The following is a 13,877-nucleotide window of genomic DNA, read 5'->3' on the forward strand; positions in this document are numbered from 1 at the left end:
GTGAAGGAGGAACCATGCGTACAGCACTCCGCACGCCCAGCCGCCTCAGACCTCGCGTCCTGGCCGGCGCTCTCGCCACGGTACTGCTCGCCTCGACCCTGAGCGCGGCCGGGACCGTCGGCGCCGTCACCGCCGTCGCCGAGCCGAACACGCTCCTCTCGCAGGGCGCGCTCACGGCGGCCTCGAGCTCGGAGTCCGGGGGCCTCGGCCCGCGGTTCGCGGTCGACGGCGACCGCGGCACCCGCTGGGCCAGCGCCCAGACGGACAACGAGTGGATCCGGATCGACCTCGGCCGCTCGTACGCCCTCGACCACATCGCCCTGGAGTGGGAAGCCGCGTACGGCGCGGCGTTCCGGCTCCAGGTCTCCCAGGACGGCAACGCCTGGACCACCGTCGTCACCGAGGGTGCAGGCACGGGCGGGACCGAGGTGTACGACGTCACGGCCACGGGCCGCTACGTCCAGCTCGTCGGCACGGCCCGCGGCACCGGGTACGGCTACTCCCTGATCGAGTTCCAGGTGTTCGGCGACGGCGAGGCGGGCGGCCCCGAGGACCCGCCGCCCTTCCCGGGCGACGAGGTGACGCACCACGAGTTCCAGGCGAACTGCACGTTCTCGCACTTCCGGCCGGACGACTCGATCGTGTACCCCAACCAGCCTGGTCGGTCGCACCTGCACACGTTCATCGGCAACCGGTCGACTGACGCCTTCACCACGCCGGCCAGCCTGCTCGCGAACCCGGCGAGCACGTGCACGGTGCCGCAGGACAAGTCGGCCTACTGGTTCCCGGCCCTGACGAAGGGCGGCGCCCCGGTCGAGCCGAACATCCCCATGACCGTCTACTACAAGTCGGGTATCGACGACTACACCGACGTGGTGCCGTTCCCGGAGGGCCTCCAGTTCGTGACGGGCGACATGATGGCGACGGTCGACGAGTTCCGGACCGCGCCGGGCGCCGTCGAGGGCTGGGAGTGCGGCGACATCTCCAAGAGCTGGGAGATCCCGGCGTACTGCCCACCCGGCACCCAGCTGAACATCCGGTACCAGGCCCCGAGCTGCTGGGACGGGATGCACCTGACCCCGGAGGAGTCCGCCCACATGGGCCACGGCACGCACATGGCGTACCCGGTCTCGGGCCAGTGCCCACTCAGCCACCCCGTGGCCGTGCCGATGCTCGAGTTCAAGATCGCCTGGCCGGTCAGCGGTGACATGTCCGACGTCGCGCTCGTCAGCGGGTCCGACCAGTCCTGGCACTACGACTTCGTCAACGCCTGGGACCCCGAGGTGCTCCGGCGCCTGGTGGAGCAGTGCATCAACGGCGGCCTCCAGTGCAACCCGCGCGGCTACGACCTGTACAAGCCGCACCGCGGCACCGTGCTCGACGAGAACTACCAGCTCGTGCCCGAGCCCGCCGCACGTGAGGAGGTGCGCTCATGACCCGGGCACAGCAGCGCGGACGGCGGGCCTGGCTCGCCGTCGCGGTCGCGGCGGCCTGCGTCGCGGCGCCGCTGACGGCGGTCGCGGCACCGATGTCGGCCCCCGTCCCCGCCCCCGCTCCCGTGCGGGCGGAGGCGGCGCGGGCAGACGCCGCGGCGGCGTGCACCACGAACGCCGCGCTCGGGCGGCCGGCCACGGCGTCGTCCACCGAGGGGCCCTTCGGCCCCGCCATGGCCGTCGACGGCGACCCCGGCACCCGGTGGAGCAGCGCGGCCGCCGACCCGCAGTGGATCCGGGTCGACCTCGGCTCGGTCCAGGACCTGTGCCGAGTCGAACTCTCCTGGGAGACGGCGTACGGCAGGGACTTCCGGATCGAGGCCTCCGACGACGGCACCATGTGGCGGACCCTCCGGACCGTCACCGACGGGACCGGCGGCTCGCAGGGTTTCGACGTCGCGGGGGCCGGCCGGTACGTGCGGATCACCGGCACGGAGCGGGGCACCGGCTACGGCTACTCGCTGTGGGAGCTCAAGGTGCTCACGGACGACGGCGGCAGCACGCCCGGCGACCCGATCCCTGGCGGCGGTGACCTCGGGCCGAACGTGCACGTCTTCGGTCCGGACACGCCAACGAGCCAGGTCCAGGCCGCGGTGGACGCGGTGTACGACCAGCAGGAGTCCGACCAGTTCGGCGACGGGCGGCACCAGTTCCTGTTCGAGCCCGGCACCTATCCGGTGCACGTGAACGCCGGTTTCCACACCTCGATCTCCGGCCTGGGAACGAGCCCGGACGACGTGAACATCACCGGCGGCGTCTGGGCGGACGCCGAGTGGTTCGAGGGGAACGCCACGCAGAACTTCTGGCGCTCCGTCGAGAACCTGGCCGTCACGCCGTCCGGCGGGGACATGCGGTGGGCGGTCTCCCAGGCCGCGCCCATGCGCCGCGTGCACGTCAAGGGCAACCTGATGCTGCACTCGTCCCGGTACGGCTGGGCGTCGGGCGGCTACATCGCCGACTCCGTGGTCGACGGCCAGGTCCGCGCCTGGACCCAGCAGCAGTGGTACACCCGCGACTCGACCCTCACGGGCGGCTGGGCCGGGACGCTGTGGAACATGGTGTTCTCCGGCGTCGAGAACGCCCCGCCGACGTCGTTCCCCGAACCCGCCGTGACCACCCTGGCCACCACCGGGATCATCCGCGAGAAGCCGTACCTCTACCTCGACGGCGAGGACTACGCGGTGTTCGTGCCCTCCGCCCGGGAGGGCACCCGGGGCGCGACCTGGCGGTCCGGCTCGACGGCGGGCGCCTCGGTGCCGCTCGACGAGTTCTACGTGGCCCGCCCGGGTGACTCCGCGGCGCGGATCAACCAGGCGCTCGACCAGGGTCTGCACCTCCTGCTCACGCCCGGCGTCTACGAGCTGGACGAGACGATCGAGGTGGACCGCCCCGACACCGTGGTGCTCGGCCTCGGGTACGCCACCATCGTGCCCACGGCCGGGCAGACGGCGATGCGGGTGGCCGACGTGGACGGCGTCCGCATCGCGGGTGTCCTCTTCGACGCCGGCGCCACCGAGTCGCCGTCGATGCTCACGGTCGGCACCGACGGTTCCACGGCGGACCACGCGGACGACCCGATCTCGCTGCACGACGTGTTCGTCCGGGTGGGCGGGGCACACGTCGGGCGGGTCGACCAGGCGGTCGTCGTGAACGCGGACGACACGATCATCGACCACATCTGGTCCTGGCGCGGTGACCACGGCGAGGGCATCGGCTGGAACGTCAACACGGCCGACAACGGCCTGGTGGTCAACGGCGACGACGTGGACGGGTACGGCCTCTTCGTCGAGCACTACCAGGAGTACAACACCCTGTGGAACGGGGAGCGCGGCCGCACGATCTTCTACCAGAACGAGCTGCCGTACGACCCGCCGAACCAGGCGGCCTGGAACCACGACGGCATCCGGGGCTGGGCGGCGTACAAGGTCGCCGACCACGTGACGCAGCACGAGGCCTGGGGTCTGGGCTCCTACTGCGTGTTCACGTCGGACGCCTCCATCACCTCGGACAACGGCTTCGAGGTGCCGCGGACGCCGGGGGTGCGGATGCACTCGCTGCTCACCGTGTCGCTCGGCGGGGTGGGCACGTACGAGCACGTCATCAACGGCGTCGGCCCGCGCGCCGCAGGGACGGAGACGGTCCCGGCCAAGGTGGTGAGCTACCCCTGACCATCCCCATCTGACCATGCACCTGCTGCCAGGCGGAGCCCGATCCTGGCAGCAGGTGCATGGTCATGTGCGGGCCGATCCGGCTCAGCGCAGGTTCTGTTCGCGGCGGTCCACCGCGGTCTTGGCCTCGAGCAGGTCGTCGCCCGTGAGCTCGCGGTAGCGCTTGACCGCCTCGATCTTGCGGTCGGCACGGATCAGCGCGTCGACGTCGGCGATCCCCTCCGGCTCCGGCACGACGACGCCGAGCTGGTCCATGACGAGGTCGAGCTTGGTCTGGAGCTTGTCCATCGCACGCTGCTGCGTCCTCCGGTGCCCGCTCTCCGAGATCCAGTTCAGGACCAGCAGCACGACCACGGACATCACCAATATCTCCATGACCAGGAGAGTAATCGCGCGCCCCCGGGTGCGGGCCCCGAAGTCGGCGAGGTCAGGCGCTCAGGTGACGGCGCCCATGTGCCACGGGATGAACTCCTCGGCGCCGATCTCCAGCTCCTCGCTGACGGTCTGCTCCCCCGACGCCACGGCCAGGATCCGGTCGAAGATCTGCCGGCCCACCTCGGCGACGGTCGCGGTGCCGTCCACGACCACTCCCGCGTTGATGTCCATGTCCTCGGACATCACTGAGTACATGGGGGTGTTGGTCGCCACCTTGATGGACGGCGTCGGGCGGCAGCCGAAGACCGAACCACGGCCGGTGGTGAACACGACGACGTTGGCGCCGCCCGCCACCAGGCCCGTGACCGACACGGGGTCGTAGCCGGGGGTGTCCATGAAGCCGAACCCGCGCTCGGTGATCGGCTCGGCGTACTCGTAGACGGCGCCGAGGTCGGCCTGGCCGCCCTTGGCGACCGCGCCGAGCGACTTCTCCAGGATCGTCGTGAGCCCGCCGGCCTTGTTGCCCGGCGACGGGTTGTTGTCCAGCGTTCCGCCGCCCGCCGCGACGTAGCCCCGCCACCAGTCGATGCGGTCCAGCAGGCGCTGCGCCACCTCTGGCTTGACCGCCCGGGCGGTCAGCAGGTGCTCGGCGCCGTACACCTCGGGGGTCTCCGCGAGGACCGACGTCGCCCCGTACGCGACCAGCCGGTCCGAGGCCCAGCCCAGCGCGGGGTTGGCCGTGATCCCGGAGTAGCCGTCGGACCCGCCGCAGTTGAGGGCGAGGACCAGCTCCGAGACATCGCACTCGACACGCTCGCGCGCATTGACCAGGGGCAACATCTCGCGGACGGCGGCGACGCCCGCGCGGACCGAGGCCCGCACGCCGCCGGCCTCCTGGATGGTCAGCGAACGCACGACCGTGTCGTCCGGGATCGACGCGAGCAGTCCCTGCTTCGCGTCGTCGGGCGGACCGACGGTGGGCATCCCGAGGTCGGCGACCTGCCCCGACCGGGCCGAGAGCGCGGCGCCCGGCACCATCTCGCAGCCGAGCCCGAGCACCAGCAGGCCCGCGACGTTCGGGTGGGCGGCGTATCCGCGCAGCGTGCGCAGCAGGATCTGCCCGCCCTCGGAGTCCGGCACCAGGCCGCAGCCCGACGTGTGGGTCAGGGCGATGACGCCGTCGACGTTCTCGAACTCGTCGAGCACCGCGCCGCTGAACTGGTCGGCGATCATCTTCGCCGTCGAGGCGGAACAGTTCACGCTGGTCAGGATCGCGACGAAGTTGCGCGTGCCGACCCGCCCGTTCGCCCGCCGGAAACCGCGAAAGGTGGGGCGGGCGCCGTCGGGCACCGGGAGGTCGGTGTGGGTGCCGCCCAGGGGTGCCTCGCGCGTGCCCTCCTCGAAGCCGAGGTTGTGCGAGTGCACGTGGTCGCCCGGGGCGATGTCGGCGGTCGCAACCCCGATGACCTGCCCGTACTTGTGCACCTCGGTGCCGGCGGGCACTGCACGGAGCGCGATCTTGTGGCCCCGCGGCACGGGCTGCCCGACGGGGACCGGGGTCGTCCCCGACGCGGAGACCTCGGCGCCCGGGCTCAGGTCGCGGGTCGCGACGGCGACGTCGTCACCCTCGCGAAGAACGAGCAGATCGACCTCTGACACGCCGGCACCTCTCTGTCTGAACCGTTTCATCCTACCGGGACCGCCCCTACGCACCGCGAGGTAGAGCGGGTGTCCGGACACCCGCTCTACCTCGCCGACCACCGATCCGCGAAGTAGAGCGTCTGTCCGGACACCCGCTCTACTTCGCGGGACCGACGGGTCAGTCGGCTATGGCCGCGTTGACCTCTTCGATGAACTGTGTGGCCGCCTCGTCCGGGGTGATGCGCTCGAAGAGCACCTCGGTGTTGACGCGCTCCATGATGTCCGCGAGGTCCGCGGAACCGTGCGGCGGCACCGGCGGGGTGTCGACGATCTCGTCCTCGATGTCCGCCATGAAGTCGGCCATCTTCTGGTCGGTCGGCGACAGGTCACCGAGGATCGCCTCACGCACGTCTGTGTTCGCCGGCAGACCGCGGTCGGTCAGCATGATCTTCGCGGCTTCCTCGGAGTTCAGGAGGAAGTCGACGAACTTGGCCGAGGACTCCGGGTACTCGGTGTCGGCGGAGATCGAGTAGAACATCGCCGGCTTGTAGTACATGCCGGTGCGCTCGCCCTCGGACTCGCCCGGCAGCCGCAGCAGCTCGAGCTCGTGACCGGACGAGTCGGACAGCGCGCCCAGCTGGTTGGTCCACCAGACGCCCATGGCGCCCTGGTTGGTACCGAGCAGACCGCCCTCGGGGCCGGCCGCCTGGTACTCGACGGTGCGGGCGGCGTCGGGCTGACCGCCACCCTTCATCAGGTCGAGCGAGACCTGGAAGAAGTCCGCGATGGTCTGCTCGGAGACGCCGAGCTCGCCCTCCGGGGTGAACAGCGTCTCGCCGCGCTGACGCGCCATCACGTTGAGGCCGGCCTCGTTGAAGCCGTAGTCCTGCGTGCCCCAGACGCCGTCGCCCGCACCCTCGGAGATCGCGTTCGCCGTGGTGACGTAGTCCTCCCAGGTCCAGGCGGTGTCGTCCGGCAGCTCGACGCCGGCGTCGGCGAAGATCTCCGGGTCGGCGACGAGCGCGTAGGCGTTGATGCCGGTCGGGATGCCGTACTGCGTGCCCTCGATCTGGCCGCCCGCCAGGACGCCGTCGTCCACCTTCGACGTGTCGATCTCGAGCGTGCCCAGGTCGGCGAGCACGTTCTTGGTCGAGTAGTCGGAGATGTAACGCTCCTCCTGGGTGATGACGTCCGGGGTGTCGCCCGCGGCGACCGAGGTGGCGAGCTTGTCCCAGTAGCCGTCCCAGTCGGTGAAGTCGGGGACCACCGTGATGTCGGGGTTCTCCGCCTCGAACGCGTCGATGATCTGCTGCGTGGACTCGTGGCGGGTGTCGGAACCCCACCACGAGAACCGGATCTCGCAGGGGCACTCCTCGGCCGCGGCCGGCGGGTCGTCGTTGCCTCCCCCGCCGATGCCCGAGTCGCCGCCCCCGCACGCCGCGAGGGTCAGGGCCACGGCCGCGATACCCGCGACCGAGCCTGCGAGACGCTTGCCGCGCCTCGTTCGTAGTCCGTTGCCGGTGGTGCTCATGAATTTCTCCTTCGGTGACGTTGACGTCGTTGTCGGATCGCGGGCGGAGCTATTTGATGCCGGTGGTCGCTATGCCCTTGACCAGGTATTTCTGTCCGAAAAGGAAGGCGATGAAGACGGGTATGAGCGACACGATCGACATCGCGAAGAGCGATCCCCACGAGCTGTTGCCCGTGGAGTCGACGAACGTGCGCAGGGCGATCGGCACCGTGTACATCTCGGGCCGGGTCAGGAAGATCAACTGGCTGAAGAAGTCGTTCCAGGTCCAGATGAACGTGAAGATGGCGGTGGTGGCGAGGGCCGGCATCGACAGCGGCAGCATGAGCTGCAGGTAGATGCGCAGGTGGTTGGCGCCGTCGAGCGTCGCCGCCTCGTCCAGCTCGCGCGGGATCCCGCGGAAGAACTGGACCATCAGGAAGATGAAGAACGCGTCGGTGGCCAGCAGCTTCGGCACGATCAGCGGCAGGAACGTGTTGATCCATTCCAGCTGGGAGAACAGCACGTACTGCGGGACGATCACCACGTGGATCGGCAGCATGATCGACATGAGCATGACCGCGAACCAGAGCTTCTTGCCCCGGAACTCCAGCCGCGCGAACGCGTAGGCCGCCAGGGAGCACGAGAGCAGGTTGCCGAGCACCGACCCGAGCACGACGATCGCCGAGTTGATCAGGTAGTGGCTGAACGGGTGCAGCAGCGCGTTCCACCCGTCCGTGTAGTTGGACAGGTCGATGTCGGTGGGGATGAGCCCCGGCTCGCGGAAGATCAGCGCGTTCGGCTTGAACGAGCTGGCCACCATCCAGAGCAGCGGGTACAGCATCACGAAGCCGAAGGCGATCAGGCCCGCGTGCTTCAGCACGCTGCCCACCTTGGCTCGCACCTGCCGGCCGCGAGGGCGGACGGTCGGACGGCGGTCCTCGGTACCGGGAGGCACGTCGCTGTCGGACGGCGGCAGCGCTGCCGTCGGCACGGTCTTTGTGGACGTCGAGGCGTCAGTCATCGTAGAAGACCCAGTACTTGGAGGCGAGGAAGTTGACTACCGTCATGCCGCCGATGATCAGCAGCAGGAACCAGGCCATCGCTGACGCGTAGCCCATGTCGAGCGACCCGAACCCCTTGAGGTAGAGGTACAGCGTGTAGAGCAGGGTCGAGTCGGAGGGGCCGCCGTTGCCGCCGCTCACCACGAACGCCCTGGTGAAGGACTGGAACGCCTCGATGAGCTGCAGCACGAGGTTGAAGAAGATGATCGGCGTCAGCAGCGGGAGCGTGACCGACCGGAACTGGCGGAACTTGCTCGCGCCGTCGATCGAGGCCGCCTCGTAGTACATCTGCGGGATCTGCCGCAGGCCGGCCAGGAAGATCACCATGGGAGCGCCGAACGTCCAGACGTTGAGCGCCATGAGCGTGCCGAGCGCGTAGTCCGGGTGCGAGACCCAGCCCTGACCCTGTACGCCGAAGAGCGCCAGCACCTGGTTGACCAGGCCGTCCGCGCCGAAGATCTGGCGCCACAGGATGGCGATGGCCACCGACCCGCCGAGCAGGGAGGGCAGGTAGTAGACGGAGCGGTAGATGGCGAGGCCACGCATGCCCTTGTCGAGCAGCAGCGCCAGGCCCAGGGCCGCGGCGAGCTGCAGCGGCACCGAGACGAACACGTAGGTGAACGTCACGCCGAGGGAGTTGACGAAGCGCGGGTCCTCGAACATCCGGGTGTAGTTCTCGAAGCCCACCCACTCCGGTGCCGAGAGCAGGTCGTAGTCCGTGAAGGACAGGTACAGGGACGCGCCCATGGGTCCGGCCGTGATGAGCGCGAGCCCCACGAACCAGGGCGCGAGGAAGAACAGCGCCCAGCGGCCGTCGCCCTTCCTGCGCGGGCTCACGGTCGTCTTGCTCTGCGAGAGCTCCTGGATCACTGACACGTGCTCACCCCCGCGCGGCTGGACGGGGGCTCGGACCACCAGGGTCCGGGCTCGCGGTTCGGGTGGTGCATCGGATTGTCCTCCCGGATCATCGTCGATCTCCGGTCTCGTCGTCGATCCCCGGCCTCGTCGGTGAGAAACCGGTCTCTGGTGGAGGAACGTACCACACGAGGAACCGGTTTCCCATGGTGTACCGTCACATCGGGAAACCGGTAGCAAAGGCGCCGGGCCGAAGAAGGCTCAGGACGCCCGGTGCACCGGTCGGACGAGGGTTACGGACGGAGAGCAGATGGTCAGCGGCAGCGCACGGGGCGCAGGTCAGCGCGCAGGTCAGCGCCGTGTCACGGCCACGATCGGGGATGTCGCGACGGCGGCCGGCGTGTCACGGGCGACCGTCTCGCGCGTGATGAACGGGCGGAGCACCGTCGACGCGACCATCGCGGAACGCGTGCGGGTCGCAGCGGCGGGGCTGAGCTACCGGCCCAGCAACGCCGCGCGGAGCCTCGCGCTCGGCCGTACCCAGACCGTGGCCCTCGTGGTGCCCGACCTGGGTAATCCGGTGTTCCAGCAGATCCTGCGCGGCGTCATGGACGGCGCGGCCGAGGACGGCTACCGCGTGCTCGTCGCGGACACGGTCGAGGACGACCAGCAGGAAGGCGCCATCGCGCTGGAGGCCCGCATGCGCTGCGACGCCCTGGTGCTCGTGTCGCCGCGCATCGGGGACGCCGAGCTGAGCGCGCTCATCGCCGACGTCGAACCGGTTGTCCTCGTCAACCGGGAGACCGGTGGAGCGGCGCCCAGCCTGGTCGTGGACTACGAGGACGCCGCTCTCCAGGTGGTCGAGCACCTGGTGGCACTGGGCCACCGCCGCATCGTCTACCTCGGCGGCCCGGTGCGCAGCGCCTCCGACGAGCTGCGCCGCGCCGGCCTCGCCCGTGCCCGGCAGCAGCACGCGGACCTCGAGATCCTCGACCTGCCCGCCGGACCGGACATCCAGGCGGGCCATGCCGCGGCTCCCGCTGTCCTCGCCACCCGAGCCACCGCAGCGGTGGCCTTCAACGACCTCGTCGCGTTCGGCCTGCTCGCAGGCCTGAACGAGGCAGGAGTGGCCGTGCCCGCCGACATCTCGGTGGCCGGCTTCGACGACATCGAACTGTCCCGCTACGCCACACCCGCGCTGACGACGGTCGCGGTGCCGCAGGCCGAGCTCGGCCGACACGCCTGGAGGGAGCTGCACGCCGTGATCGACGACGACGCCCACCCCGCAAGCTCTGCCCGATTCACGCCCAGCCTGGAGGTGCGCGGGAGTACCGGGCCCGTTCGGCAGGGCCCGGAACGCGTGCACATCACGGACGACGACGTCGCCCGTGCACAGCGTGAGGAGATCCCCACCGTGCCACCCACGGCCGCCCCCACCTGGTCCGTACCCACCGATCCTGAGACCGAGACGGTCATGCTGACCTGCGGTGACGGGCTGGAGCTGGTCCGGCGAGACGCCGGCGACCGGATGCCGAAGGTGCACGCCCGGCGTCCCTACCTGCACCCCGTGCACACCCTGGCGGGCGTGCCGCTCACCGAGGTGAGCCCGGTCGACCACCGGCACCACTACGGCGTCGGCATCGCGGTGCCCGACGTGAACGGGACCAGCCACTGGGGCGGCCGCACCTTCATCGAGGACGTCGGCCCGACGCTGCTCAAGAACCACGGCAGCCAGACGTCGGAGGGCATCCGCATCGAGGCCTCGCCCACCACCCGCCCGCCCGGTACGGGCGCCGAGGCCGGCGAGGTCCTGGTCGAGGACGTGCTGTGGTCCGACGAGCACGGCGACCCGCAGCTGCGCGAGGAGCGCCGCATCACCGCGCGCCTGCTCCCCCAGATCCCCGGGTCCCCCGCCGCTCCCGGCTGGGTGCTCGACTGGCGCTCCACGCTGCACGCCGACCACGGCCCCCTGGAGATCCGTTCTCCCGCCACCAACGGCAGGCCGGGTGCGGGCTACGGCGGCCTGTTCTGGCGCCTGCCCATCGCCGAGAGCACGTCCGTCATGTCTGCGGGCGGCGCCGGTGAGAACCGCGCGCACGGCAGCTCGTCGCCATGGGTGGCGTTCGTGCAGCGGCACGGCGGCCGGTCCACGACGCTCCTGCTGGTGCAGCCAGGTCAGGTCCGGCCGTGGTTCCTGCGCAGTGCCGAGTACCCCGGCGCCTGCCCCGCGCTCGCCTGGGACTCGCCGCTGCTCGTCCCCGCTGGCGGTTCCCTGCAGCTCGACCTCGTCGCCGTCCTGCTCGACACGGAGCTCACGAGCTCGGCCGCCGCCGCGCTCGCCGCCCACCTGACCGACGGAGGCGAACGATGAGCCTGCCGAAGATCGCGGTCGTCGGCATCCACGGCCACGGCAGCTCGCACCTCCGGAAGGTCGCGGACCTGGAGGACCGGGGGCTGGCGCGGCTGAGCGCCGTCGTCGACCCGCGGGAGCCCGAGGACGCCCCGGCGACGTGGTTCGCGAACCTGGGTGACCTGCTGTCGGCGGGAGCCGACGCGCTGCCCGACATAGTGGTGCTCTCCACGCCCATCCACACGCACCTCCCGCTCGCGCGTGCGGCGATGGAGGCGGGCATCGACGTCCTCCTCGAGAAGCCGACCACCGCCTCGCTCGGCGAGCACGCCGAGCTCGTGGCCGTCGCGGAGCGGACCGGGCGGCTCTGCCAGGTCGGGTTCCAGACCTTCGGGTCGCACGCGCTGCCCGCCGTCGTCGACATGATCGCGCACGGCGAGGTGGGGCAGGTGACCGGGATCGGCGCGATCGGGACCTGGGTCCGGACCGCCGCGTACTGGGCGCGCTCGCCCTGGGCGGGGCGACGCCGGATGGGTGACCGCGCGGTGGTCGACGGCGTGGTGACCAACCCGCTCGCGCACGCCGTCGCGACCGCCCTGTGGGTCGGCGGCGCCCGGGCCAGCACCGACATCGCCTACGTGAACACCGACCTGTGGCGGGCCAACCCGATCGAGGCGGACGACACCTCGTCGCTGCGGGCCGTCGGCACGGACGGGACGCGGTACGGGTTCGGGCTCACGCTCTGCGCGGCGGAGCGCACCCCGGCCCGCGTCCTGGTGCTGGGGACCGAGGGCGAGATCGAGCTCGAGTACGAGCACGACGTGGTGCGGCTGCGCACCGGACGCGTCGTCGCCGAGAAGCAGTACGGCCGGACGGACCTGCTGGAGAACCTCCTCCTGGCCCGCACCGGGGAACGGCTCCTGTGCGACGTGCGCGACACCGGCGCCTTCATGCAGGTGCTCGAGGCGGTGCGGACCGCCGCCGACCCCGCGCCCATCGGCGATGCGTACGTGGACTGGGCGGACGGGCTCGCCGCGGCTCCCGGCATCGCCGGCACGCAGGGCAACCCGGAGGGCGACTCCCGCCATCCGGTGGTGCACGACGTCGCCGAGTGGTGCGAGCGGGCCGCACGCGAGCAGCGCACGTTCACGGAGCTCGGCGCCCCCTGGACAGTCGGGAGCTGATTCACCCGGCCGTGGGAGGGTGCTCGGGTGTTGTCCGTCCTGACTGCCATCGTGTCCATGGGTTGCATCGTCGCGCTCGGCTGGGTGATCCAGCGGCGGGGCCTGCTCGCCGGCCACCGGATCTCCCGGGGTGCCGCCGGTCCGGGTGCGGGTGCCGCTGACGACGGCGCAGGAGCACGCGCGATCCTCGCCACGCTGTCGTTCACGATCTGCGCCCCGGCGCTGATGTTCAGCACGCTCGCCGGCACCGACCTCGCGCACGTCGTCTCGCGCGGGGCCGCCGTCACCTGGGCCACCACCGCGGCGCTCGCCTTGTTCACCGCCGCGGTGGCCCGGTGGGTGCTGCGGCTCCCGGCAGGCCCGACCGCCGTGACGACGCTCGCCGCCGTCTACGTCAACGGCGGCAACATCGGCATCCCGCTCGCGGTCTACCTGTTCGACGACGCGCTCGCCGTGGTGCCCACCCTGCTCTTCCAGCTGCTCGTGCTGGCGCCGCTCACGCTCGCGGTGCTCGACCGGTCGGGCGCCGCCTCCGGCGGCGTGCCCGGGAGCGCGGAAGCCGGCGCACGCCGGACCAGTGCGCGGTCCGGCTGGACGTCGGTGGTCCACGTGCTGCTCGCAGCCGTCCGGAACCCGATAACGGTCGGCACGCTCGCCGGGCTGCTGGTAGCGGTGGTGAGCGAGCTGACCGGGGCACGGCTGCCCGAGGTCGCCCTGATCCCCTTCGACCTGATCGGCGCGGCGGCCCCGCCTCTCGGCCTGCTGACGTTCGGCATGACGCTCGCGGTGCCGATGCCGGCGCTCACGCCGCCGGGGTCGGGCAGCGGATCGCAGCACGGCTCCGACGGCGGGCCGGCGGCGGGCCCGGACGCGGCACCGACGGCTCCGGCGACCCCGGCGTCGACCCCCTGGTGGACGGGCCGCGACCGGCTGCTCGTGCGGGCCGTGGTCGCCCTCGCCGTCCTGGTCCGCAACGTCCTGCACCCGCTCGCGGCGTGGGTGGTCGGCAACGCCGTAGGGCTGGACCCGGCGGCCCTCGCCCTCGTCGTCACCATGGCCGCGCTACCCACCGCGGTGAACGTCACGACGTACGCCACCCGGTACGGGGTGTTCGACGGCGTCGCAGCGCGCGCGACGGTCTGGACGACGGCGCTGTGCGTGCCCGTCCTGGTGGCCGTCGGCGCGCTCACCGGGTGACGGCGTCCGTCACGGGGGCCGTCCTCCAGGGTGAATCCCGCAC

10 protein-coding genes are annotated in these 13,877 nt (G+C 71.2%); 5 read left to right on the plus strand and 5 right to left on the minus strand.

What is annotated here, in order from left to right:
- Positions 1–14: 14 nt before the first annotated feature.
- Together ACFO6V_RS12800 and ACFO6V_RS12805 are read left to right on the plus strand one after the other, a co-directional pair.
- Positions 15–1,436: a DUF1996 domain-containing protein gene (locus ACFO6V_RS12800; RefSeq protein ID WP_377135892.1), complete on the plus strand. Its 1,422-nt coding sequence runs from the start codon at positions 15–17 to the stop codon at positions 1,434–1,436.
- Positions 1,433–3,661, plus strand: coding sequence for a discoidin domain-containing protein (locus tag ACFO6V_RS12805; RefSeq protein WP_377135895.1), 2,229 nt, complete (start codon positions 1,433–1,435; stop codon positions 3,659–3,661). The genes ACFO6V_RS12800 and ACFO6V_RS12805 overlap by 4 nt, the downstream gene beginning before the upstream one ends.
- Positions 3,662–3,745: 84 nt before the next feature.
- Here the strand turns inward: ACFO6V_RS12805 and ACFO6V_RS12810 are convergent, their stop codons facing one another.
- The 5 genes from ACFO6V_RS12810 to ACFO6V_RS12830 all read right to left on the minus strand — a co-directional run bounded on the left by ACFO6V_RS12810 (position 3,746) and on the right by ACFO6V_RS12830 (position 9,085).
- The gene (locus ACFO6V_RS12810) at positions 3,746–4,036 is read right to left on the minus strand and encodes a hypothetical protein (RefSeq protein ID WP_377135897.1); all 291 of its coding nucleotides are present in this window, start codon (positions 4,034–4,036) and stop codon (positions 3,746–3,748) included.
- 60 nt (positions 4,037–4,096) lie between these two features.
- Entirely contained in the window at positions 4,097–5,695 is a 1,599-nt protein-coding gene (locus ACFO6V_RS12815) for a UxaA family hydrolase (RefSeq protein ID WP_377135900.1), read from the minus strand.
- A 160-nt stretch (positions 5,696–5,855) separates the two neighbouring features.
- Positions 5,856–7,208: an ABC transporter substrate-binding protein gene (locus ACFO6V_RS12820; protein WP_377135903.1), complete on the minus strand. Its 1,353-nt coding sequence runs from the start codon at positions 7,206–7,208 to the stop codon at positions 5,856–5,858.
- A 49-nt stretch (positions 7,209–7,257) separates the two neighbouring features.
- Positions 7,258–8,208 carry a carbohydrate ABC transporter permease gene (locus tag ACFO6V_RS12825; protein WP_377135905.1) on the minus strand — a complete coding sequence of 317 codons (951 nt, stop codon included), beginning with the start codon at positions 8,206–8,208 and terminating at the stop codon, positions 7,258–7,260.
- Positions 8,201–9,085, minus strand: coding sequence for a carbohydrate ABC transporter permease (locus ACFO6V_RS12830; protein ID WP_377136606.1), 885 nt, complete (start codon positions 9,083–9,085; stop codon positions 8,201–8,203). Before ACFO6V_RS12830 ends, ACFO6V_RS12825 begins: the two co-directional genes overlap by 8 nt.
- A gap of 328 nt (positions 9,086–9,413) precedes the next feature.
- Between ACFO6V_RS12830 and ACFO6V_RS12835 the strand changes: the two genes are divergently transcribed.
- From ACFO6V_RS12835 to ACFO6V_RS12845, 3 genes are read left to right on the plus strand one after another with little or no spacing between them, the layout of a single operon-like run.
- The gene (locus tag ACFO6V_RS12835; RefSeq protein WP_377135907.1) at positions 9,414–11,474 is read left to right on the plus strand and encodes a DUF6807 family protein; all 2,061 of its coding nucleotides are present in this window, start codon (positions 9,414–9,416) and stop codon (positions 11,472–11,474) included.
- Complete coding sequence (locus ACFO6V_RS12840) at positions 11,471–12,637, plus strand: Gfo/Idh/MocA family protein (protein WP_377135910.1); 1,167 nt, start codon at positions 11,471–11,473, stop codon at positions 12,635–12,637. Before ACFO6V_RS12835 ends, ACFO6V_RS12840 begins: the two co-directional genes overlap by 4 nt.
- A gap of 27 nt (positions 12,638–12,664) precedes the next feature.
- Complete coding sequence (locus tag ACFO6V_RS12845) at positions 12,665–13,834, plus strand: AEC family transporter (protein ID WP_377135913.1); 1,170 nt, start codon at positions 12,665–12,667, stop codon at positions 13,832–13,834.
- Positions 13,835–13,877 lie beyond the last annotated feature (43 nt).

The sequence above is a fragment of the Promicromonospora alba genome, assembly GCF_042654905.1.
Lineage (GTDB): Bacteria > Actinomycetota > Actinomycetes > Actinomycetales > Cellulomonadaceae > Promicromonospora > Promicromonospora alba.